This is a genomic window from Pseudobutyrivibrio ruminis HUN009, from assembly GCF_000703005.1.
GTDB classification, from domain to species: domain Bacteria; phylum Bacillota; class Clostridia; order Lachnospirales; family Lachnospiraceae; genus Pseudobutyrivibrio; species Pseudobutyrivibrio ruminis_A.
On sequence record NZ_JNLH01000001.1, the window covers coordinates 2,017,676 to 2,040,191 of the forward strand.

At 39.1% G+C, this 22,516-nt stretch carries 21 protein-coding genes; all 21 read left to right on the plus strand.

Translation table 11 applies throughout. From position 1 onward, the window contains the following. Window positions 1-11 precede the first annotated feature (11 nt). The 21 genes from ylqF to BO15_RS0109200 all read left to right on the plus strand — a co-directional run bounded on the left by ylqF (window position 12) and on the right by BO15_RS0109200 (window position 22,508). On the plus strand, window positions 12-851 hold the full coding sequence (ylqF, locus tag BO15_RS0109100; RefSeq protein ID WP_033154039.1) for a ribosome biogenesis GTPase YlqF: 840 nt from the start codon (window positions 12-14) through the stop codon (window positions 849-851). A 182-nt stretch (window positions 852-1,033) separates the two neighbouring features. Then, window positions 1,034-1,555 carry a signal peptidase I gene (gene lepB / locus BO15_RS0109105; protein ID WP_033154815.1) on the plus strand — a complete coding sequence of 174 codons (522 nt, stop codon included), beginning with the start codon at window positions 1,034-1,036 and terminating at the stop codon, window positions 1,553-1,555. 2 nt (window positions 1,556-1,557) lie between these two features. Next, the gene (locus BO15_RS0109110) at window positions 1,558-2,322 is read left to right on the plus strand and encodes a ribonuclease HII (protein WP_033154040.1); all 765 of its coding nucleotides are present in this window, start codon (window positions 1,558-1,560) and stop codon (window positions 2,320-2,322) included. A gap of 11 nt (window positions 2,323-2,333) precedes the next feature. Beyond that, window positions 2,334-4,181 (plus strand): flagellar hook-length control protein FliK, encoded by a 1,848-nt coding sequence (locus tag BO15_RS0109115; protein ID WP_033154041.1) that lies wholly within the window; start codon window positions 2,334-2,336, stop codon window positions 4,179-4,181. A gap of 2 nt (window positions 4,182-4,183) precedes the next feature. After that, a complete protein-coding gene (locus tag BO15_RS0109120; protein WP_033154042.1) occupies window positions 4,184-4,471 on the plus strand; it encodes an EscU/YscU/HrcU family type III secretion system export apparatus switch protein in 288 nt (95 codons plus the stop codon). Window positions 4,472-4,484: 13 nt separating this feature from the next. Beyond that, a complete protein-coding gene (locus tag BO15_RS0109125) occupies window positions 4,485-4,844 on the plus strand; it encodes a YraN family protein (RefSeq protein WP_033154043.1) in 360 nt (119 codons plus the stop codon). Continuing rightward, on the plus strand, window positions 4,838-6,157 hold the full coding sequence (locus BO15_RS0109130) for a DUF512 domain-containing protein (RefSeq protein WP_033154044.1): 1,320 nt from the start codon (window positions 4,838-4,840) through the stop codon (window positions 6,155-6,157). Before BO15_RS0109125 ends, BO15_RS0109130 begins: the two co-directional genes overlap by 7 nt. A gap of 13 nt (window positions 6,158-6,170) precedes the next feature. After that, a complete protein-coding gene (der, locus tag BO15_RS0109135; RefSeq protein ID WP_033154045.1) occupies window positions 6,171-7,496 on the plus strand; it encodes a ribosome biogenesis GTPase Der in 1,326 nt (441 codons plus the stop codon). Then, complete coding sequence (plsY, locus tag BO15_RS0109140) at window positions 7,496-8,155, plus strand: glycerol-3-phosphate 1-O-acyltransferase PlsY (RefSeq protein WP_052169868.1); 660 nt, start codon at window positions 7,496-7,498, stop codon at window positions 8,153-8,155. The genes der and plsY overlap by 1 nt, the downstream gene beginning before the upstream one ends. Continuing rightward, on the plus strand, window positions 8,155-9,177 hold the full coding sequence (locus BO15_RS0109145) for an NAD(P)H-dependent glycerol-3-phosphate dehydrogenase (protein ID WP_033154046.1): 1,023 nt from the start codon (window positions 8,155-8,157) through the stop codon (window positions 9,175-9,177). Before plsY ends, BO15_RS0109145 begins: the two co-directional genes overlap by 1 nt. Next, a complete protein-coding gene (locus tag BO15_RS0109150) occupies window positions 9,167-10,891 on the plus strand; it encodes a DUF2207 domain-containing protein (RefSeq protein ID WP_081828618.1) in 1,725 nt (574 codons plus the stop codon). The genes BO15_RS0109145 and BO15_RS0109150 overlap by 11 nt, the downstream gene beginning before the upstream one ends. Continuing rightward, window positions 10,885-11,871, plus strand: coding sequence for a radical SAM/SPASM domain-containing protein (locus BO15_RS0109155; protein WP_033154048.1), 987 nt, complete (start codon window positions 10,885-10,887; stop codon window positions 11,869-11,871). The genes BO15_RS0109150 and BO15_RS0109155 overlap by 7 nt, the downstream gene beginning before the upstream one ends. Window positions 11,872-11,885: 14 nt before the next feature. Beyond that, window positions 11,886-12,929 carry a hypothetical protein gene (locus tag BO15_RS0109160; RefSeq protein WP_157752334.1) on the plus strand — a complete coding sequence of 348 codons (1,044 nt, stop codon included), beginning with the start codon at window positions 11,886-11,888 and terminating at the stop codon, window positions 12,927-12,929. A gap of 198 nt (window positions 12,930-13,127) precedes the next feature. Then, on the plus strand, window positions 13,128-15,251 hold the full coding sequence (nrdD, locus tag BO15_RS0109165; RefSeq protein ID WP_033154050.1) for an anaerobic ribonucleoside-triphosphate reductase: 2,124 nt from the start codon (window positions 13,128-13,130) through the stop codon (window positions 15,249-15,251). A 14-nt stretch (window positions 15,252-15,265) separates the two neighbouring features. After that, the gene (gene nrdG, locus BO15_RS0109170) at window positions 15,266-15,757 is read left to right on the plus strand and encodes an anaerobic ribonucleoside-triphosphate reductase activating protein (protein ID WP_033154051.1); all 492 of its coding nucleotides are present in this window, start codon (window positions 15,266-15,268) and stop codon (window positions 15,755-15,757) included. A 16-nt stretch (window positions 15,758-15,773) separates the two neighbouring features. Further along, a complete protein-coding gene (gene dut, locus BO15_RS0109175; RefSeq protein WP_033154052.1) occupies window positions 15,774-16,211 on the plus strand; it encodes a dUTP diphosphatase in 438 nt (145 codons plus the stop codon). An 81-nt stretch (window positions 16,212-16,292) separates the two neighbouring features. Beyond that, a complete protein-coding gene (locus tag BO15_RS0109180; protein WP_033154053.1) occupies window positions 16,293-18,218 on the plus strand; it encodes a DNA gyrase/topoisomerase IV subunit B in 1,926 nt (641 codons plus the stop codon). Further along, window positions 18,211-20,451 (plus strand): DNA gyrase/topoisomerase IV subunit A, encoded by a 2,241-nt coding sequence (locus tag BO15_RS0109185; protein ID WP_033154054.1) that lies wholly within the window; start codon window positions 18,211-18,213, stop codon window positions 20,449-20,451. The genes BO15_RS0109180 and BO15_RS0109185 overlap by 8 nt, the downstream gene beginning before the upstream one ends. Next, the gene (locus tag BO15_RS0109190; RefSeq protein WP_033154055.1) at window positions 20,448-21,101 is read left to right on the plus strand and encodes an HAD hydrolase-like protein; all 654 of its coding nucleotides are present in this window, start codon (window positions 20,448-20,450) and stop codon (window positions 21,099-21,101) included. The genes BO15_RS0109185 and BO15_RS0109190 overlap by 4 nt, the downstream gene beginning before the upstream one ends. Beyond that, window positions 21,088-21,729 (plus strand): CPBP family intramembrane glutamic endopeptidase, encoded by a 642-nt coding sequence (locus BO15_RS0109195; RefSeq protein WP_157752335.1) that lies wholly within the window; start codon window positions 21,088-21,090, stop codon window positions 21,727-21,729. Before BO15_RS0109190 ends, BO15_RS0109195 begins: the two co-directional genes overlap by 14 nt. Before the next feature lie 41 nt (window positions 21,730-21,770). After that, window positions 21,771-22,508, plus strand: a complete 738-nt coding sequence (locus BO15_RS0109200) for a DUF308 domain-containing protein (protein WP_033154057.1) — start codon at window positions 21,771-21,773, stop codon at window positions 22,506-22,508. The last annotated feature ends 8 nt before the right edge of the window (window positions 22,509-22,516 follow it).

The following is a 22,516-nucleotide window of genomic DNA, read 5'->3' on the forward strand; positions in this document are numbered from 1 at the left end:
GAGAGGTGAATATGGAATTTCAATGGTATCCAGGGCATATGACCAAAGCAAAGCGTCAGATGCAGGAGGATATAAAACTTATAGATTTGGTTATCGAGGTTATCGACGCTAGATGTCCTATATCTAGCCGAAATCCTGATATAAATGGACTTGCTAATGGCAAGCTTCGACTTGTTCTTTTAAACAAATCTGATTTAGCAGACAAAGCTGTTAATCAGAAATGGATTTCGTATTTCAAGGATCAGGGCTTTTATTGCGTCGAGCTGGATTCTCGTGATAGAAAGAACATGAAGGGCGTTCAGGCCACACTTGATGAGGTTTGCGCCGCAAAGTTTGAAAAGGACAGAAAACGTGGCATTAAGAATCGCCCAGTTAGAGCCATGGTTGTAGGTATTCCTAATGTTGGAAAGTCTACATTCATTAATTCATTTGCAGGTAAAGCAGTAGCAAAGACTGGTAATAAGCCAGGTGTTACAAAGGGCAAACAATGGATTAAGCTTAATAAATCAGTTGAGCTTCTTGATACACCAGGTATTCTTTGGCCAAAGTTTGAGGATAACACTGTTGGTCTTCATTTAGCATTCATCGGTTCTATCAATGATGCAATCATCGAAACCAGAGAGCTTGCTATGGAGCTTGCAGATTTTATAAAAGAGACTTATCCAGGAGCATTAGCAGCTCGTTATGAAGTAAATGAAGATTTAGTTAATCATGAAATTATTACTGAAATAGCCCTCAAGAGAAACTTCTTGAAAAAGGGCTCGGAGCCAGATTTCGACAAGGCTGCTTCAGTTTTAATAGATGAATTTAGAAACGGTAGTCTAGGAAAAATTTCACTTGAAAGGCCATAAGCATGAAGGTTATCGACTTTAACGAGGAAGAGCAGGAAATCAAAAGAGACATCGAAAGGGCTAGACAGAATATTAAAGAAGTAGAAGATTTGTCGGACTTCGATTCAAAGCCTAAAAAAGAAAAGAAGAAAAAGAAAGATGATGAGGAAGAACCTCTTACAAAAGAATCAGTTGCTAAGGAAATTATTAGCGTAATCATTAATGTCTTGGTATGTTTTGGCATTGTTTTTCTTATCACCCATTTCATAGGGCAGCGTACGGTAGTTAGTGGTTCATCTATGGAAGATACTTTGTCAGATGGGGACAATCTTATCGTTGACAAAATCAGCTATCGTTTTAACGAACCAGAGCGTTTTGATGTGGTTGTTTTTCCGCCTAAATACGAGGAAGACACATATTACATTAAGCGAATCATCGGCTTGCCAGGTGAGGTAGTTAGCATAGACAGCGAAGGCACTATTTATATCAACGGCGAAGTGCTTGATGAGCAATATGGCACTGATGTTATTATGAACGCTGGCCTTGCTAGCAGCGAAATTCTTCTTGGACCTGATGAATACTTTGTTCTAGGAGACAATCGAAACAACAGTACAGACTCGCGTTTTGAGGCTGTTGGTAATGTTAAAGGTGAAGACATTGTGGGACGAGCTTGGCTTAGAGTTTACCCATTTGATTCATTTGGACTTGTAGAGAATATAGAATAGACATGAGCGAAAAGAAGATTTCAGAAATTCAAAAAGAATACAAAGAGACTAGTGAGCTTTTACTTCCGGATTTCATCGAAGAATATATTAATGATGGCCGACCAGGAGTTTCAAAAATCATAGGCATGGCCCAGAAACGTATGGAAAAGCTTCGTATTGAGAGGGAACGCATAGAACGCCTCAAGGAATATGAAAAACAGTATTGGCCTGAATTTGACTATATTGGCGGTATTGATGAAGTTGGAAGAGGACCACTTGCGGGCCCTGTTGTTACAGCTTGCGTTGTCTTGCCAAAGGATTGCAGTATCCTTTATATCAATGATTCTAAAAAGCTTTCAGCCTCAAAAAGAGAAGAATTATACGAAATCATTATGAAAGAGGCTGTTTCAGTTGGAATTGGCGTATGCTCAGAGCAGCGCATAGATGAAATCAACATCCTTCAGGCTACATACGAAGCAATGCGCCAGGCTATTTCAGAATGCTCAGTAGAGCCACAGGTATTGTTAAATGATGCAGTTACTATACCTGAGGTAAAAATACAGCAAGTTCCAATTATAAAGGGTGATGCCAAATCAATATCTATTGGTGCAGCCAGCATTATTGCAAAGGTTACTAGAGATAGAATGATGGTAGAATACGACAGCATTTATCCTGAATATCATTTTGCATCTAACAAGGGTTACGGTAGCGCAGAGCATATCGAGGCTCTCAAGAAATACGGCCCTTGTCCAATTCATAGAAGATCCTTTATAGGAAACTTTGTTTAATTAGGTGAATTATGAACATTAACACTGGACTGAATCCTTACAACTCAAATTATGTTAACGGAGCTGACATGACAAAGCTGAGTCAGAGTCAGTCCCTTACGGGCTCTGTAACTGACAACCTCAAGGAAGGCGAGGTTTTTGAGGGCTCTGTTAACTCGATTGACAATGGCAAGGTTACTATTGGGCTTGCCAATGGTCAGACTATGACGGCGCGTTTGGATTCAGGAGTTAGTCTTACTCCTGGTCAGTCTGTGTTTTTTGAAGTAAAAAGCAACGATGGGAATCTTATACAAATTCGTCCAGTATCTCTTACTAGTCTAGATGCTAATCCTACACTTCTTAAAGCTTTGGATATGGCCAATTTGGCAGCTACAGAGCGCACAATCAACATGGTTAATTCAATGATGCAGAATTCTATGTCTGTCAGCCCTGAGAATTTGACAGCTATGAATCGTGCTATGATTAACAACCCAGGGGTGGATATTCAGACTCTAGTAACTATGTCTAAATCAAATCTTCCGATTACACCTGAAAACGTCAGCATGTTCCAAAACTATGCTAACGACAAGGCTGTGCTATCAGATAATTTTGATGTGATTTCAGATATGCTTCACGAGATAATGACTAGCAGTGAAGTATCTACAGGAGATGTAATTGGCATTAATAATGCTATTAGGGATATATTTGTTAACACTAATGAGGTTATTGCTGCAGAAGCTGCTGCCCCTGCAGAAAGCACTTCTGTAGTGGCTGATAACACCGCAGCTGCTGTCACAGAAAATACTACTAATGTTACAAACAATCCAGCTGTTGCCACAGAAAATGCCATTGTTATAGAAGCTGGCCAGCAGCCTCAGGTGAATGGACAGGTAACTCCTGAGCAGGCAGTGAATCCTAATCAGGTTCAGTCTGGCATGGTAGAAACAGAGGCTATTATTTCTAATCAGACAGAAAGCACTACTGTTAACCAGGCTCAGGTTATGGAAAATGAGCTTGGTACACAGGTTTTAAATACATTTGCATCTGAAAAACAGATTGATTCATTCAACACTATATTGAATACTTTGCCTGATTTTCCAAAGGATAATCACGAGATTTTTGCTGAAAATGGCACTCTCAAGGCAGATGCAGATATGAGTCAGGTTTTCAGGGAAATTACAGATTATCTTAATAATCATCCTGATATTCCTAAGCAGACACTCAATGATATTATTGGAGCACCTTTATATAAGGGGCTTCTTAAAAATATAATTACTAATAGCTTTGCAATGGAGCCAAAGGAGGTAACCAAGCCAGGTGAGATTTCAAAGCTGTATGAAAGAGTTTTGAAGCAGACGGAGGCCTTAGAGCGTCTTGTAGCAAACTTTAATAACAAGGCTGCAGACACAATCAAAACTCAGACATCTCAGATTAAGCAGAATGTCAACTTTATGAATTCTGCAAATGAAATGTACAATTTCATCCAGATTCCGCTTAAGATGTACAATCAGAACACTGATAGTATGCTTTATGTTCGTCAGAACAAAAAGGCATCTTATGAGCAGGGTGAGGAAATCACTGCATTTCTTCACTTTGATATGGAATATTTAGGTTCAACAGATGTTTTTATTAGTTTGAAAGAGTCCAAGGTAGGATGCAAATGGAATCTTGCTAGCGAAGATTCTATGAAGCTTATTGAGGACAATTTAGATATTCTTACTGAGCGACTTGCCAAGAAAGGCTTCTCAGTAACATCTGAGGTGACCTGTGGTGAGCCAAAGAAATCTTTTGTGGAAGATTTCCTTGGGGCTGCGCCAGTATCTACAGAAAACACATCAGAAGGCATAGTTCATAGATATAGCTTTGATATGAGGGCATAATTATGGCAGAAGAAAAGACATTTGATAAAAACAAAACTGCTGTTGCCCTTTCTTACGAGGCTGGAGATACAGCACCAAAGATTTTGGCTTCAGGAAAGGGCTATGTGGCCGAGCAAATCATCGAAGAGGCAAAGAAGGCAGATGTGCCTTTTTACCAGGATAATGAATTGGCTCAGACCCTTAGTAAATTAAATATTGGTGATGCAATTCCACCAGAGTTATACGAGGTTGTTGCTGAGATTTTAGTCTTTGTAAATGATATGGAAAAGATTAAATCAAAGCTAGGTTAGAATTGAGGTTTTATTGAATTACAGAACGCAAGGAAATGATTTTGAAAAGCTGGCAGCTGACTATCTGAAGCGTCAAGGTATGTCTATTCTCAAAATGAATTTTTACTGTAAAATGGGAGAGGTAGACATTATTGCAAAGGATGGCAGCTACTTAGTTTTTGTAGAAGTAAAATATAGAAAATCTGCTGCAAGAGGGACTGGCTTTGAGGCAGTTAACTTTAATAAAATGCGTAAAATTTCTAGAGTCGCAGATTTTTATATGTACAGTCGTCACATGGATGGCGGCACAAGTGTTAGGTTTGATGTTATTGCAATTGAGGAAGGACATTTAAAGCATATTAAAAATGCTTTTGAGTATATACCAGTATGTTAAATTCAAGTCATAAAATCGCTCAGGTAAGTGAAGGCAGCCCTGCTGATAGAGCTGGACTTATTCCTGGGGATATAATCACAAAAATTAATAATGTAGAGCTTGTTGATATTTTTGATTATCATTATTATTCAGATGATGCAGATATCACTGTTGAGCTCCTTCATGAGGATGGGACTACCTCTTCAGTTTTTGTAGAAAAGGAAGAGGGGGAAGACCTTGGTGTAATTTTCTGTAATGGTCTTATGGATGATTATAAATCATGCTCAAATAAATGCGCATTTTGTTTCATCGATCAAATGCCACCAGGCATGCGAGAGACTCTTTATTTCAAGGATGACGATACGCGTCTTTCATTTTTACAGGGTAACTATGTTACTTTGACAAATATGAAGATGGCTGATTTGGATCGTATCATTGCTTATAAGCTTGGTCCTATCAATATATCTGTTCATGCAACTAATCCTGAGCTTAGAGTGAAGCTTTTGCACAACCGATTTGCAGGAGATATTCTTGATAAGATTCGCAAGCTTTATGAAGCAGAAATCCCTATGAATGCACAGGTTGTTTCCTGCCCAGGTCTTAATGATGGCCCAGAATTGGATAGAACAATTTCTGATTTGATGGAGTTTGCGCCTGTCATGAGCTCTATGTCAGTAGTGCCTGTTGGTGTCACAAAGTTCAGAGATGGGCTTTTCCCACTTCGCACATACACACCAGAGGAAGCAGGAAAGGTAATCGACCAAATTGAGCATTGGCAGCAGATAGCAATGGAACGCTTTGGCAATCATTTTGTTCAAGCATCTGATGAATGGTATATTCTTGCAGGAAGACCACTTCCTGAGGCTGATAGATATGACGGTTTTATTCAGCTTGAAAACGGAGTTGGAATGCTAAGACTCCTTCACGAAGAGGTTTTGGATGCCCTTGAGGATATTAAAAAGCCTTTATTTATGAAAAAGCGTCATGTGACTATCGCAACTGGAAAGCTTGCAGCACCATTTATGCGCCAGCTTGCAGATTTGATTACAGAAAAGTTCAATCGAGTTACGGTTGATGTTGTGGCAATCACAAACGAATTTTTCGGAGAAGAGATTACTGTTTCTGGATTAATTACAGGACAGGATTTAATAAAACAGCTTTCAAACAGAGAGCTTGGAGATAGTTTATTATTGTCTTGTACAATGCTTAGAAGTGGTGAGGAAGTATTCCTTGACGATATCACTTTATCTGAGCTTGAGTCGGCTTTACAAGTCAAAACTCGTATAGTACAATCAGACGGGCGTGATTTAGTTTACGCCATAATTGGACATTAGAAAGAGGTATAATATGGCAAGACCAGTAGTGGCCATCGTAGGTCGCCCTAACGTTGGTAAATCCACATTATTTAATGCGCTCGCAGGAGAGCGAATTTCAATAGTAAAAGACACCCCTGGTGTTACAAGAGATAGAATATATGCAGATATTTCATGGTTAAATTACGATTTCACTATGATTGATACAGGCGGTATTGAGCCAGATTCAAAGGATATTATCTTATCACAGATGCGCGAACAGGCTCAGATTGCTATCGATACAGCAGATGTTATCATATTCCTTGTTGATGTAAAGCAAGGACTTCAGGATAGCGATTCAAAGGTTGCAGATATGCTTAGACGTAGCCACAAGCCAGTTGTTCTTGTTGTTAACAAGGTAGACAGCTTTGAGCGTGATATGGCTGATGTTTACGAGTTCTACAATCTTGGTATTGGTGATCCAATTGCTATTTCAGCATCTTCTCGTCTCGGTTTTGGTGATATGCTTGATGTAGTTTGTAGCTATTTTCCAGAGCCTACAGAAAACGAAGAAGAGGACGAGACACCACGTATAGCAGTTATCGGAAAGCCAAATGTTGGTAAATCATCCCTCATTAATAAGCTTTGTGGTGAAGATCGCGTTATCGTTTCAGATATTGCAGGCACCACTCGTGATGCTGTCGATACAAAGGTTCGCTACAATCACAAGGATTACATCTTTATTGATACAGCAGGACTTCGTCGTAAGAGTAAAATCAAAGAGGATTTAGAGCGCTATTCAATAGTTCGTGCGGTTGCCTCTGTTGAAAAGGCAGATGTTGTTATCATTATGATTGATGCTACAGAAGGTGTTACTGAGCAGGATGCCAAAATCGCTGGTATCGCTCATGAGCGTGGAAAGGGTATCATCATTTGCGTCAACAAATGGGATGCTATCGAAAAGAACGATAAAACTATGAAAGAGCACGAGACAAAGATTCGTCAGATTCTTTCATTTATGCCTTATGCATCAATTCTCTTTATTTCTGTTAAGAGCGGACAGCGCCTTGGCAAAATCTATGAGACAATCGATGCAGTTATTGAAAACAACTCAATGCGTATAGCTACAGGTGTTCTTAACGAAATCGTATCTGAGGCAGTTGCACTTCAGCAGCCACCTACAGATAAGGGTAAGAGACTTAAGATATTCTATACAACTCAGGTTGCTGTTAAGCCACCTACATTCGTTATCTTTGTAAACGAGAAATACCTGATGCATTTCTCTTACGTTAGATACTTGGAAAACAGAATTAGAGATGCCTTTGGTTTTGAAGGTACATCTTTAAAATTTATCATTAGAGAGAGAAAGGAAAACGAATAATGGTTGTTTTGGGGAGAATTTTAGCTTTACTTATTGGTTATTGTTTTGGAATGATTTTGATGGGATACCTCATCGGTAAATCTAAGAATATCGACTTAACAAAGGTTGGTAGTGGTAACGTTGGTTCCACTAACACCATGAGAACTCTTGGAGTTCCAGCAGGTCTTGCTACACTTGCTTGGGACTGCCTTAAGTGCGTAGTAGCGGTATTTTTTGTTTGGCTGATTTTTGGACGTTTTGTAGAAAACGTAAACATTTACATGGTATATGCAGGCCTTGGTTGCGTGCTTGGTCACGATTTTCCATGTTACATGCATTTTAAAGGTGGAAAGGGTGTTGCATCCACTCTTGGATTCATCATCGCACTTTTCCCAATGGGACTTCCAATTCCAGCATGTGTATTTATAGCGATTGTTGCACTTACTCGCTATGTATCACTTGGTTCTATCATTGGTGAGCTTTCATTTGCAATCGAAATGCTTATCGGTGCCAAGATGGGACTTTTAGATGGCAAATTTGAAGGGGCACAGCTTAAGGAAGTACTTGTTATTTGCTGCTTAGTATCTGCACTTTCAATTGCACTTCACCATGCAAATATTGGACGTCTAATCAATGGAAAAGAGAACAAATTCTCATTCCATCCAGAAACGAGGGCATAATGGCAAGAATTAGTGTTTTAGGTGCAGGAAGCTGGGGTATAGCCCTTGCTGTAATGCTTAACAAAAATGGTCATGAAGTAGAGGTTTGGTCACATCGTCAGTCACAGGTTGACCAGATGAACGACACTCATACTAGTGACAAAATAAAGGGAGTTAAGCTTCCAGAGTCTATGAAGTTTACTGCAGATATTGAGTCTGCTGCAAAGTTCGCTGATGTTATTTTGATGGCAGTCCCATCAAAAGCAACAAGAGAGACAGCTGAAAAGATTAAATCCTTTGTTAATCCAAATCAGATTTTCATTACTGTTACAAAGGGTATTGAGGAAGATACTCTTTTTACACAGACAGAAATTCTGGAGGATGTGCTAGGAAAAGATAAACGTATATGCGTATTATCTGGTCCAAGCCATGCTGAGGAAGTCGTTGTATTCAAGCCTACACTTGTAGTTGCTGGTTCAACAGACCGTCAGACAGCACTTTTTGTTCAGAATCTTTTCATGAACAAATATTTCAGAGTTTATTCATCACCAGATGTTAAGGGCATCGAGGTTGGTGCTGCGTTGAAAAACGTTATCGCACTTGCTGCTGGTATGTCAGATGGCCTTGGCTTTGGCGACAATGCAAAGGCTGCTCTTATTACTCGTGGCATCAAAGAAATCTCTGCCCTTGCAGTTGCAATGGGCGGGCAGGCTGAGACATTATCAGGTCTTACAGGTGTCGGTGATTTGATTGTTACATGCTCATCTATTCATTCTAGAAACAGAATGGCTGGTTACTATATTGGTCAGGGTATGAGTAAGGATGAGGCTATGGAAAAGGTTGCCATGGTTGTAGAAGGTGTATATTCTGCAAAGGCAGCAAAGAAGCTTGCAGAGAAATACAATATCGAAATGCCAATCGTAGATATCGTAAATGCGGTTCTTTTCGATGGACTTGCTGCTAAGGATGCAGTATATGAGCTGATGACTCGTTCTAAGAAGGATGAAACATCAGATTTAGAGTGGGAGTGTTATGATGTTTAAAAGATGTAAGGAATGGTTACACTTCTTCGGTGTAACCTTTTTTATTTTAGGAATAATTTGCCTGATTCTCTGTGGAATCCAGATAGTGGGATTTATTATAAATAGCTCATCATCCAAGGTTTCCAAGGCAGATGGTTTTACAATTGAAGCTTATGAAGTGAATCTTGATGTGGATGAAAATAATAAAATTCACGTTACTGAAGATATTACTGTAAATTTCTATGAAGATGGGCATCATGGTATTTTTCGTTTTATTCCAGAATGGCTCAAGTATACCTCAAAAGACAAGAAAACTATGTCAAGAAAGGGTGAAATTACTAACCTGGAGTGCGAAAACGAAGAATATACAGTTGATACCATTCATGGAAAGAAGCGAATCAAAATAGGAAGTGCTTATTATACTTTAGATGAAGGTGATTATGACTACGTAATATCCTACGATTATGATATGGGTGGCGATGTTTACAAGGGCTTTGATGAGTTGATTTTTCATGCTTTTGGCGATTATTGGGGCACTGAAATCAATGGAGCTAAGGTTAATATCACTTTGCCTAAGGATATTGATTCATCCAGCAAAGTGTCATTCTTTGCGGACAAAAAGCGTAAGAAAGATATTTCTTCCCAGGTAGATTACACAGTTGATGGTAATACCATTACAGCAGTGGTTTCTAAGGATTATCATCTAAATGGAGCACTCACTGTTGATGTTGAATTGCCGGATGGGTACTTCACAGATTCTACAGTTAATTATAAGAGCCTTGCTTTTAGACTATGTTTGATTTGCCTGGTCAGTGTTTTAATTAGCTTTTTCTTCTGGAATAAAAATAAAGACAGCATTTTGTTTGATGACGAATATGTTTCTGGAACAGCTCCTGGTGGCCTTGAAGCTGTTGAAATGGGTTATATCTACCAAGGAAGTGGACAGCTTCTTCTGGTAACTGTAATTATTCAGCTTGCTGCCAAAGGGTACATACGTATTAAGAACCCTAGTAGTAAAACAAAATTAAAGATTCATAAAGTAAATACAAGTATTGGTAATATGACTGAAGCAGAGAAGCTTGTATATGAAGGGCTTTTCAAAAATGGTTCTGAGGTGAACCCAGCAGAGGATAAAAGTGTTCGTAAGCTAAATGGTAAGCTTTGCAAAATGTTAGAAGCAAAGTTTGATTCTCAAATTTACAATATTACATCTTACGTAGAGTTTTTTATATCTAGCTTTCTGTTTTTTGCTTCCTGTGTAGCTTGGGGATTTGCCTATATTAAGTCGGAGGATATGGATCCGACTCTTAGATGGTTCTTTTTGCCTGCGTTCCTTGCAATTATAGCTACAGGATATTTTGCCGCGAAAACACCTAAAAAGACTGCTTATGGCGAAGAGTTGCAAGCTAGAGTTGAAGCATATAAGGATTATCTTTCTGGAATAAAAAAGGCAGATTTAGAGGCAAAGATTAAGGAAAATCCTGATTATTTTGATGAGATTCTTCCATACGCTTTTATTCTGGGTATATCCAAAAAGTTAGTGCAGAAATATGATTACACTGCAGATGCAACAAACAGATATCGAAAGTATACAGATAATATAACAAGCTCTGTGTATTATACAGACACATATACAAGCAGCAGTTCTAGCTCTGGTTCTAGCTCAGGATGTGGCGGCGGATGCTCATCTTGTGGTGGTGGATGTTCTTCTTGCGGCGGAGGCGGCTCATGGTAAGAGAATTTGTATTGCAATGGCATATCAGTGAAAGCTGCAATCTTAAATGCTTGCATTGTTATCAAGAAGGTCATGTACCTGTTTCACTTAATAGTGAGCAGCTTTTGGCCATTTTAAATCAATACAGACAGCTTCTTAAGGAGCAGAAAATCAAAGGACATATTAATATAACAGGAGGGGAACCACTGTGTTCTCCTCATTTTTTTGAACTCTTAGAAGAGTTTAAGAAGGATAGAGATTTATATAGTTTCTCGATTCTTACAAATGGCACGCTTATCACTGATGAGATAGCAAAAAGGATTGCAAGCTACGGGCCTGAGTATGTCCAGGTCAGCTTGGAAGGCAGCAAGAAAACTAACGACTATATAAGAGGCAAGGGAGTTTATTCTAAAGTTGCAAAGGCTGTAAAGCTGCTGAAAAAATACAATGTTTATGTTTCTTTATCTTTTACTGCAACAGCTCTCAATTATAAAGAGCTGCCAAAGGTCGTTAAGTTCGCAAAAAGATATGGAGTGGACACTGTATGGTCGGATAGATATATTCCATTGAATTCTCCTGAGGTTAACCTTTGCATGAACAAAGAGCAAACGAAGGAGTACCTTGATATGATCACAAGGGAGAGCTTTGCGCTAAGAAGACAGGGCTGTAAAACAGAAGTGGCGCTATATCGTGCTCTGCAATTTTTAAAGACTAATAATCTGCCTTATTCTTGTACAGCGGGGGACACCTTGCTGACTGTCATGGAAAATGGCGATTTAGTTCCTTGTAGACGTATGCCTATAGTGGTTGGAAATCTACTTGCTGACAATATGCTTGACCTTTACAACAACTCTGATGTGTTAAAGTCGCTTAGAGCAGATACCACCCCTGATGACTGTAGTGATTGCGATTACAGCTTATTTTGCAAGGGTGGCTTGAAATGTCTTACATATGCCACCTATGGTGATTTAAACCACAAAGATGTAGGTTGTTATTATTAGGAAGGGAGAAACATATGTACTCAGAAGAGCAAATTAAAATTTTGAGGAGATTCTCGCTATGTTGCAAAGTGACTATAGCAGGATTTTGGGTATTTGTATCCGCTTCATTTCTTGAATTATTTCTTGAGATTGTCAATGCATTATTTCTTAATTACAAAACTGAATATCAGGTATTTATGGCATTTTCATTTTCATCGGTTTTTATCCCAATTTCGATAATTTTGTTTTCAGTAGGCTATGGAGGAATTATTTTTAATTTCCGCAAGGACGCATTCCTTGAGATTTATGACAATTTAGATATTCCTTCAGTCGCAGAAAAACACCTTAGCAAACTGGAAATATTGGCTTGTAATATAGGCAAGTATATATATGTTGTTGGTCTCTTTGGTTTGGTTTTTATTGCAAAAGCTATATCTAAAGAGTTTGATGAACAATGTGGTGGTAGGAGGGTTCTCTATATATCACTTTCTTTAATCTTAAGCATAATTACTTCTGGTGTTATGATTTATTTCTTTGCAATGCACTGCATTACAGGGCATGAGCAAAGGGAAAAGCTTTTTGATGAAGCTAGAGAAATGTTTACTGAAGCGGATAAAATAATGGTTAGACATAGTGCTGAAGAATCTCATTATTTTGGATTTGACAAGAGTTCGCTTGACTTTTCTTTGAGTGAATATTGGAATTATTGCAAAGATGATGAATATTATTTTTCGATAAATTTGGACAAAGAGGATCTTCTTGTATCGACAGTGAATATGGAATTTAATTTTGATGGTTCAAAAGACAGGGAAAAACTCTATGATGATTTTATAGAAGAATTTGATAATGTTACATCCGCCTTCAAGGAAACAAATCTTGAATTTCAATATTCTGAGATGAACGAAGGGTTAACATTACCAGAAGATTTCAAAGATAATTTTATGAATCCTGAAGAGGGAACCTATGAATTTAAATATGAAATATCTGATGATGCAAGTGTCCATATAGACATTGAGAGAGATGAAGATTATGAGGGAAACAAATATATAAAGGTTTCATATCATATTTACAATTTTTAATGGCCCTTGTTATGGATTTGATGACAAAATTGTGAAACTTTATTTTGTGGTACAGAAGTCTATTGACTACTAGATAATGTGGTGGTAGTATAATTTTATCAACACAATATCTAGTAGTTTTTATTTTGAATCAACTAGATATTGACTGAATATTATATACAATACGATTCATTTTTATATAAAACCCGGAGGCGGAACATGAAAAGATATGTAGTTAAAAAGGATGGTTCGCTTGAACCATTTGATGTGCAAAAAGTTGTAGAAGCTGTTGGAAAATCTGCTACACGCGTACTTGTAAAATTTACTCCTGAGCAGGAAAAGTTTATCTGTCAATTCGTTGAAGAAAGAGTGGAGGAACTTGGCCTTGAGAAAATTGAAATTGCGCAAATGCATAACATTGTTGAGGGTGCTTTGGAACGTGTTAACCCTATGGTTGCGAAATCTTACCGCGATTACCGCAATTACAAGCAGGATTTTGTCCAGATGTTGGATGATGTTTATAAGAAGTCTCAAAACATCATGTACATTGGTGACAAGGAAAATTCAAATACTGATTCTGCGCTTGTATCCACAAAACGTTCTTTAATTTTCAATGAGCTTAATAGAGAGCTTTACAAGAAATTCTTCCTTACTACTGAGGAAGTTCAGGCTATTCGTGATGGCTATATCTACATCCATGATATGAACGCCAGAAGAGACACAATGAACTGCTGTCTTTTCGATGTAAAGTCTGTTCTTGAGGGCGGCTTTGAAATGGGTAACATTTTCTATAACGAGCCTAAGAGCTTGGATGTAGCATTTGATGTTATCGGTGACATCGTTCTTTCTGCTGCAAGCCAGCAGTACGGTGGTTTCACTATTCCTCAGGCTGATCAGATTCTTGAGAAGTATGCTCAGAAATCATTTGATAAATACATGGAAAAATACATTGCCCTTGGTATTGGTGAGGAAAAGGCTCACGAAGTATCAATGGCAGAAGTTGAAAGAGAAATGGAGCAGGGCTTCCAGGGATGGGAGTACAAGTTCAACACAGTTGCATCTAGCCGTGGTGACTATCCATTTATCACTGTTACAATTGGTCTTGGTACATCAGTATTTGCAAAGATGGCATCAAAGGCATGCTTAAAGGTTCGTTCAATTGGACAGGGAAAGCCAGGCTTCAAAAAGCCAGTTCTTTTCCCTAAGATTGTATTCCTTTATGATGAAAATCTTCACGGCCCAGGTAAGGAGCTTGAGGATGTTTTCGAAGCAGGTATCGATTGCTCACGCAAGACAATGTATCCAGATTGGCTTTCTCTTACAGGTGAGGGCTACATTGCCAGCATGTACAAGAAATATGGCAAGGTAATTTCACCTATGGGATGTCGTGCATTCCTTTCACCTTGGTATGAAAGGGGCGGCATGAAGCCTGCAGATGAAAATGATGAGCCAGTATTTATTGGTCGTTTCAATATTGGTGCAGTATCACTTCACCTTCCTATGATTCTTGCTAAGTCACGTCAGGAATCAAAGGATTTCTACGAAGTGCTTGATTACTATCTTGAAATGATTAGAAAGCTTCACATTCGTACATATGCATACCTTGGAGAAATGCGCGCTAGCACAAATCCACTTGCATATTGCGAGGGCGGCTTCTACGGTGGACACCTTGGTTTCCACGACAAGATTAAGCCACTTCTTAAGGCTGCAACTGCTTCATTCGGTATTACTGCATTTAATGAGCTTCAGGAGCTTTACAATGGCAAATCTCTTGTAGAAGACGGAGATTTCGCTCTCGAGGTTCTTAAGCATATCAATGAAAAAGTAAATCAGTTCAAGGAGGAGGATGGCAATCTTTATGCTATCTACGGCACACCAGCTGAGAACCTCTGCGGACTTCAGGTAAAGCAGTTTAGAAACAAATATGGAATCGTTGAGAATGTATCTGACAGAGAGTACGTTTCAAACTCATTCCACTGTCATGTTACAGAAGACATCACACCAATTGAAAAGCAGGATTTGGAAGGCAGATTCTGGGAGCTTTCAAATGGTGGAAAGATTCAGTACGTTCGTTATCCAATCAACTACAACCGCGACGCTGTAAAGACACTTGTTCGTCGCGCTATGGCAAAGGGCTTCTATGAAGGAGTTAACCTTTCCCTTTCATACTGTGATGATTGTGGTCACGAGGAATTAGAGATGGATGTTTGCCCAGTTTGCGGCAGCAAGAATCTTACAAAAATCGACCGTATGAATGGATACTTGTCATATTCACGTGTAAAGGGAGATACACGTTTGAATGAGGCAAAGATGGCAGAGATTGCTGATAGAAAATCTATGTAGAGGACTTGAAGAATATGAATTACCATAACATTACAAAGGATGACATGCTCAATGGTGACGGCCTTCGCGTTGTACTTTGGGTAGCTGGCTGTGATCATCATTGTAAGGAGTGTCAGAACCCGGTTACTTGGGATCCTGATGGAGGACTTAAATTTGATCAGGCTGCAAAGGATGAATTATACGAGGTCTTATCTCGCGACTATATATCAGGCATAACATTTAGTGGCGGAGATCCACTTTATCCTGGCAATCGTCAGGAAGTGACGGCTCTTGCCCGGGAGATTAGGGAGAGATTTCCCGGGAAGACCGTCTGGCTTTACACAGGCTTCACTTATGAAGAAATAAAATCTCTGGAAATTATGGAATATTTGGATGTTCTGGTTGACGGAGAATTTGAAATTGATAAGATAGATTTGCAGGCAAAATGGAGAGGAAGTATCAATCAGCGTGTTATTGATGTTCCACAGACTAGAAAGCTTGGACAAATCGTTTTGCATGTAGATTAATAAATGGAGAATAAAAATGAATATTAATATTTTGCGTATGACTGATTCTGCAAAGCTTCCTGAGCGTGGCTCAGTATCAGCAGCTGGTTATGATTTATTTGCTGATGTTGCAGAGGATGTTACTATTGCGCCTCACGAGACCAAGATGATTGGTACAGGTCTTGCGATGGAGATTCCTGAGGGATATTTCGGAGGTATTTTTGCTCGTTCCGGATTATCTGCAAAGGAAGGTCTTCGACCAGCAAACTGTGTTGGCGTGGTAGATTCTGATTACAGGGGAGAAATAAAGGTTGCCCTTCACAACGATGGAGAGCAGGCTAGAGTTATTACACCAGCTGAAAAGATTGCTCAGCTTGTGGTTGTACCATTTTTATCTGTTGACTTTAATGAGGTTTCAAGTTTATCTGATACCGCTAGAGGAGAAGGCGGATTTGGTTCCACTGGAAAACATTAGTATTTATTACGTTGGCGCCTGGTTTTGTACCAGACGCCTTTCAGCGTTTTTATAAATTATATCGAAAGAGAGTATGATTTTATGGCAAACAAAGTTACTTATGATGCCAGCAGTATATCTGTTTTAGAAGGTCTTGAGGCTGTTAGAAAAAGACCCGGCATGTATATTGGTTCAACATCACGAAAGGGCTTGAACCATCTTATATATGAGATAGTGGACAACTCAGTAGATGAGCATTTGGCCGGAGAGTGCGATACTATCCATGTTACTCTTGAAAAGGACGGTAGCTGTACAGTAGAGGATAATGGTCGTGGTATTCCAGTTGGAATGCATGCAAAGGGTGTGCCTGCTGCACGTCTTGTTTTTTCTACACTTCACGCAGGTGGTAAGTTTGATGACAGTGTCTATAAAACTTCCGGTGGTCTTCACGGTGTAGGTTCTTCAGTTGTAAATGCACTTAGTACTTACATGACTGTAGATATTTCTCGTGAGGGTTACGTTCACCACGATAGATACGAAAGAGGTGTACCTACAGAAAAGCTTGTTGATGGCCTTCTTCCAAAGATTGCTAAGACAACAAAACACGGTACAAAAATCAACTTCCTTCCTGATCCAGAAATCTTCGAAAAGACTTATTTTAAGGAGGAGGATATTAAGTCACGTCTTCATGAGACTGCATACCTTAATCCAGGTCTTACAATCAATTATGCAGATTTACGTGGCGAGGAGCCTGAGTACCTTACATTCCACGAGCCAGAGGGAATTAAGGGCTTTGTTAAGGAAATAAATAAAACAGCTGAGACACTTCACGATGTTATTTATTTCAGCGGTAGTGCTGATGGAATCGAGCTAGAGGTTGCATTCCAGTATTGTAACGAATTCAAGGAGAATATCCTTGGCTTCTGTAACAATATCTACAACTCTGAGGGTGGTACACATATCACAGGTTTTAAAACAGTTCTTACAACTGTTATCAATAACTATGCCCGTGAGCTTGGTATCCTAAAGGACAAGGATGCTAATTTCACTGGCGCCGATGTTCGTAACGGAATTACAGCTATTGTTTCTATCAAGCATCCAGATCCTCGCTTCGAAGGACAGACAAAGACAAAGCTTGATAACCCAGATGCTTCAAAGGCTACTCAGAAGATTTGTCAGGATGAGTTTGTTCTCTATTTCGATAGAAACTTAGATACATTAAAGGCAATTATTTCTTGTGCAGAGAAATCTGCAAAGATTCGTAAATCCGAAGAAAAGGCAAAGACAAACCTTCTTACAAAGCAGAAGTTTTCTTTCGACCAGAATGGTAAGCTCGCTAACTGCGAATCAAGAGATGCTAGCAAGTGCGAAATCTTTATCGTAGAGGGAGATTCCGCTGGCGGTTCTGCAAAGATGGCTAGAAACCGTATGTATCAGGCAATCATGCCTATCCGAGGAAAGATTCTTAACGTTGAAAAGGCTTCAATGGATAAGGTTCTTGCAAATGCCGAAATTAAAACACTTATCAATGCTTTCGGATGCGGATTCTCTGAGGGCTATGGCAACGATTTCGATATTTCTAAGCTTCGCTATGACAAAATCGTAATCATGGCCGATGCCGACGTTGATGGTGCCCACATCTGTACATTGCTTCTGACATTCTTCTACAGATTTATGCCAGAGCTCATCAAAGAGGGCCACGTATACATCGCTATGCCTCCTCTTTACAAGGCCATTCCTACAAAGGGCGAGGAGGAATACCTTTACGATGATGTTGCTCTAGATAAATATCGTAAGAAGATGAATGGAAAGACATTTACTCTTCAGCGATACAAAGGTCTTGGTGAGATGGACAAGGATCAGCTTTGGGAAACTACACTTGATCCTGAGCGTCGTAAGCTTAAGCTTGTTGAAATCGAGGACGCCCTTATGGCTTCCGAGGTAACAGAGCTTCTTATGGGTAGCGACGTTGCCCCTAGAAAAGACTTTATTTACAAACACGCAAAGGAGGCAGAGATAGATGCCTAGTGAGATTATAAGAACCGAATATTCTGAGATTATGCAGAAATCCTTTATAGACTATTCTATGTCGGTTATCCTTGCACGTGCAGTTCCAGATGTTAGAGATGGTCTTAAGCCTGTACAGCGTCGTACCCTGTACGATATGTACGAGTTAAAGGTTGATTATAATAAACCATATAAAAAGAGTGCCCGTATCGTAGGTGATACCATGGGTAAATATCACCCACATGGTGATAGCTCAATCTACGAAGCACTTGTTGTTATGTCACAGGATTTCAAGAAGAGTCTTCCACTTGTTGATGGCCATGGTAACTTTGGTTCTATCGAAGGTGATGGCGCTGCTGCAATGCGTTACACTGAGGCTCGTCTTGCAAAGGTTGCCCAGGAGGTTTATCTTGGGGACCTTGATAAAAACGTTGTAGATTTCGTACCAAACTATGATGAGACAGAAAAGGAGCCTGAGGTTCTTCCTGTTCGTGTTCCTAATATCCTCATCAATGGTTCCGATGGTATTGCCGTTGGTATGGTTACATCAATCCCTCAGCACAACCTTGGTGAGGTTATAGATGGTGTTATCGCCTATATGAAGGATCCTGATATCAATACAGCTCAGATGCTTAAAATCATTCCTGGTCCAGATTTTCCAACTGGTGGCATCATCACTAACAAGGATGATTTGCTTGAGATTTACTCAACAGGTGTTGGTAAAATCAAAATCCGTGGTAAGGCAGAAATCGAAAAGATTAAGGGTGGTAAGGAACAAATCGTAATTACGGAGATTCCTTATCCTATGATTGGTGCCAATATCGGAAAGTTCCTTAACGATATCTATTCACTTGTTGAGTCTAAAAAGACCAACGATATTACAGATATTTCAAACCAGTCTTCAAAGGATGGTATGCGTATTATTGTTGAGCTTCGCAAGGGTGCTGATGCTCAAAATGTACTCAATCTTCTCTACAAGAAGACTCGTCTTGAAGATACATTTGGTGTAAACATGCTTGCAGTTGCTGATGGAAAGCCAGAGACACTTGGCATCGTTCCAATCATCAGACATCATGTTAACTTCCAGTATGAGCTTTGTACTAGAAAGTATACTCATTTACTTGGCAAAGAGCGTGAGAAAAAGGAAATTCAGGAAGGTTTGATTAAGGCTTGTGATGTTATCGACCTTATCATCGAAATCCTTCGTGGTTCAAAGGATGTAAAGCAGGCTAAGGCATGTCTTGTTGAAGGTATCACAGAAGGTATCAAGTTCAAGTCTGAGCAGTCGAAAAAGGATGCAGCTTTGCTTAAGTTTACTGAGCGTCAGGCTCAGGCTATCCTTGATATGCGTCTTCACAGATTGATTGGTTTGGAAATCGAAGCATTGCGTGGTGACTATGCTGAGACAATGCAGAAGATTGCTGATTATACAAAGATTCTTGAAAGTCGTGCTGAGATGGCAAAGGTTATCATCAAGGATTTACAGGCTATCAAGAAAGAGTACGCTAGAGAGCGCCGCACTGTAATTGATAACGTGGAAGAGGCTATTGTAGAAGAAAAGCCAATCGAAGAAATTGATGTGGCTGTTCTTATCGACAGATTTGCATATGCTCGTGTAGTAGATATGCCTACATTCGAGCGTAATAAAGAAGCAGCAGAGACAGAATCTAAAAAGATTATCTTCTGTAAAAATATAGACAAGATTTGTCTCTTTACTGATAATGGCGATATGCATGCGATTAAGGTTCTTAGCCTTCCATTTGGTAAGTTCCGTGATAAGGGGCAGCCAATTGACACAGCAGAAAAGGGTTCAAAGATTGACCTTACAAAGCAGAATCTTATCTTTGCAGATTCAATGGCTAATATCGTTAAATCAAGACTCTTATTTGGTACTAAGCAATCTATGATTAAGGTTGTTGAGGGTGCAGAATTTGACGTTACTAGAAAGCAAATTGCTGCAACAAAACTTGCTGACGACGATAAGGTTATTTGTGTTGGCAAGCTCAATCCTGGTAGCTCTGTTGTAATGCAGTCTGCAAAGGATATGTTCCTTAGAATTGAGGGAGATACAATTCCTGAAAAGAAAAAGACAGCAGTTGGTGTCCGTGGAATGAAGCTTGGCAAAGGCGACGAGCTAATTAATATTTACATTCTTGGCGAAGGCGAAAATGTAGATGTTAAGGTTAAAGACAAAACAGTTTCAATTGGACGACTTCACATCGCAAGTAGAGACACAAAGGGCGTTAAGAAATGATAAAAAATGTTTATTTTGATTTAGATGGCACACTTGTAGATTCAGCTCCTGGTATTATTGAGGGGCTGAAGGTTGCCCTCACAAAATACGGATATGATATTCCGGATTTTGTTACACTTCGTAAATGCGTAGGGCCACCATTTACATATTCTTTTCCAAAGCTTTTGCATATTAAGGATGAGGATTTTGATGGTGCTGTTGCCGCTTACAGACAGTATTACGACAAGGAAAATGGTATGTTTAATGCCAAGGTTTATGCTGGCATAGAAGAGCTTCTTGCTGCATTAAACAAACGCGGCTATTGTCTTTTTGTCTGCACTTCAAAGCCAGAACCAACTGCTAGAAAGCTTTTGGCAAAGCTTGGTATAGACCATTATTTCACTGATATTTGTGGAGCTACATTGGATGCATCCATAGACACAAAAGCAGAAGTAATAGATTTATGCTTTTCTCGTGCACCATGGCACAAAAAGGAAGAAACAGTTCTTGTTGGTGATACTAAGTTCGATGCAGAAGGTGCTGCACAAAGAGGAATCGATTGCATCGGTGTTTCCTGGGGCTTTGGCTCAAAGTGGGATTTGGAAGATGCTGGAGCTGTCACAATTTTAGACTATCCAAATGAGGTGCTTGAATATATTGAAGCAAATTAGACAGAATAGAATCATTCAAATTATATATCCATTGCTTGTTTATTTCTTTGTATATCAGCTGGGAGTTTCGTTGCTTCTTGATATCATAGGAGATAAATATGGCAAGCTTACATGTCTGCTTATTGCAGGCATTGTTTGCATTGTGCCAATGTATATTATTTATTCAAATGTTCCAAAGCTTATTCCGGAGCCTGTTAAAAACAAAGAGCAAGTCTTCGTATATGCGATATGGATTGTGGCAACAGTGGCTGTGGCAGTTTTACTTAACATAGCTCTGACCCATAGTGGTTTGGTTGAATCGTCGGCAGGTTTTGCCAGAGCCAATAGCATACTTACTGATGGCGATTTATTAATGAAGGTGTTATGCAACTGTTTAGTAATTCCGATATTGGAGGAATTATTAATGCGAGGGATTCTAACAGGCCAGCTATGCTTATGGTACGGGCCGGTTCCAGCGGTAGTGATTTCCTCAATTTGTTTTGGAATTCTACACAATAATATAGTACAATTCATATATGCAGTATTGATGGGAGCAGCCCTTGGAATAATGTATGTTAAAAATAAACGTTTATCTATGTGCATTATTGCTCACTGTTTAATAAATCTTACTGCTATATTATTTGGTTAAATACTGATTATTATCACTTAATCAATATTAAGGAGGAGACTATGGCTCACACACAAGAAGAAATTAAGGACTCAAAGGCAGGCTTGATTGCCAATATTATTGGAGCGATTGCTTACCTAGCTGTTGGTATTTGTTTGCTTACACTTAATGTAGAGATTATTTCTAAGGTGGTATATTCATTCTCTATTTTAGGTTTTGGTATTTTGTTTGTATGTTTTGGAATGTACTACATGATTAAATACTTCTTTAATCATGAGTTTACTAGAATTACTAGCTACGGTTTTACGATGGGAGTTATCCTAGTTGTAATCGGCGCAGTTTTTGTTGTAAATGCAGATGTTGTTTCAGCGTTTATTGATGCATTGGTTTGCCTTATTGGCATTGTTTTTGGTGCAATCATGCTTCAACAGTCATTTGCTTTGTTCCACATTCAAAGAGGCTCTTGGTTCTTAAGCCTTATTCTTGGAGCAGCTACAATTGCAGCAAGTATCTATATTCTTTTAACACCTATCAAAATCTTTGATGGCAATGTATATGCAAGTGCATACTTGATAGTAGTAGGTGCATGCTCATTGTTTTCTTTATTGCTTATGGTTATTGGTCTCAAGGATCACAAAAAAGATTCTAATAGAAACTATAATCGTAACATGGAGGATTCTCCAATCACAGGTAAAAATAAAATAGACGAATCTATTTTTGAAGAAGAGCCTGTAGTGGAGGTTACACAAGAAACAAAGTCACAGCCTGAGGCTGGCTCAGATGCTTTATTTGAGGAATAATATTTTGT

What these genes read in the sequence shown, in the direction of transcription:
- nrdG (WP_033154051.1), top strand. Translation starts at nt 15,266, where the DNA reads ATGAATTACCATAACATTACAAAGGATGACATGCTCAATGGTGACGGC.
- plsY (WP_052169868.1), top strand. Translation starts at nt 7,496, where the DNA reads ATGGTTGTTTTGGGGAGAATTTTAGCTTTACTTATTGGTTATTGTTTT.
- BO15_RS0109115 (WP_033154041.1), top strand. Translation starts at nt 2,334, where the DNA reads ATGAACATTAACACTGGACTGAATCCTTACAACTCAAATTATGTTAAC.
- der (WP_033154045.1), top strand. Translation starts at nt 6,171, where the DNA reads ATGGCAAGACCAGTAGTGGCCATCGTAGGTCGCCCTAACGTTGGTAAA.
- dut (WP_033154052.1), top strand. Translation starts at nt 15,774, where the DNA reads ATGAATATTAATATTTTGCGTATGACTGATTCTGCAAAGCTTCCTGAG.
- BO15_RS0109110 (WP_033154040.1), top strand. Translation starts at nt 1,558, where the DNA reads ATGAGCGAAAAGAAGATTTCAGAAATTCAAAAAGAATACAAAGAGACT.
- BO15_RS0109190 (WP_033154055.1), top strand. Translation starts at nt 20,448, where the DNA reads ATGATAAAAAATGTTTATTTTGATTTAGATGGCACACTTGTAGATTCA.
- BO15_RS0109185 (WP_033154054.1), top strand. Translation starts at nt 18,211, where the DNA reads ATGCCTAGTGAGATTATAAGAACCGAATATTCTGAGATTATGCAGAAA.
- ylqF (WP_033154039.1), top strand. Translation starts at nt 12, where the DNA reads ATGGAATTTCAATGGTATCCAGGGCATATGACCAAAGCAAAGCGTCAG.
- BO15_RS0109150 (WP_081828618.1), top strand. Translation starts at nt 9,167, where the DNA reads ATGATGTTTAAAAGATGTAAGGAATGGTTACACTTCTTCGGTGTAACC.
- BO15_RS0109155 (WP_033154048.1), top strand. Translation starts at nt 10,885, where the DNA reads ATGGTAAGAGAATTTGTATTGCAATGGCATATCAGTGAAAGCTGCAAT.
- nrdD (WP_033154050.1), top strand. Translation starts at nt 13,128, where the DNA reads ATGAAAAGATATGTAGTTAAAAAGGATGGTTCGCTTGAACCATTTGAT.
- BO15_RS0109120 (WP_033154042.1), top strand. Translation starts at nt 4,184, where the DNA reads ATGGCAGAAGAAAAGACATTTGATAAAAACAAAACTGCTGTTGCCCTT.
- BO15_RS0109145 (WP_033154046.1), top strand. Translation starts at nt 8,155, where the DNA reads ATGGCAAGAATTAGTGTTTTAGGTGCAGGAAGCTGGGGTATAGCCCTT.
- BO15_RS0109130 (WP_033154044.1), top strand. Translation starts at nt 4,838, where the DNA reads ATGTTAAATTCAAGTCATAAAATCGCTCAGGTAAGTGAAGGCAGCCCT.
- BO15_RS0109180 (WP_033154053.1), top strand. Translation starts at nt 16,293, where the DNA reads ATGGCAAACAAAGTTACTTATGATGCCAGCAGTATATCTGTTTTAGAA.
- BO15_RS0109160 (WP_157752334.1), top strand. Translation starts at nt 11,886, where the DNA reads ATGTACTCAGAAGAGCAAATTAAAATTTTGAGGAGATTCTCGCTATGT.
- BO15_RS0109200 (WP_033154057.1), top strand. Translation starts at nt 21,771, where the DNA reads ATGGCTCACACACAAGAAGAAATTAAGGACTCAAAGGCAGGCTTGATT.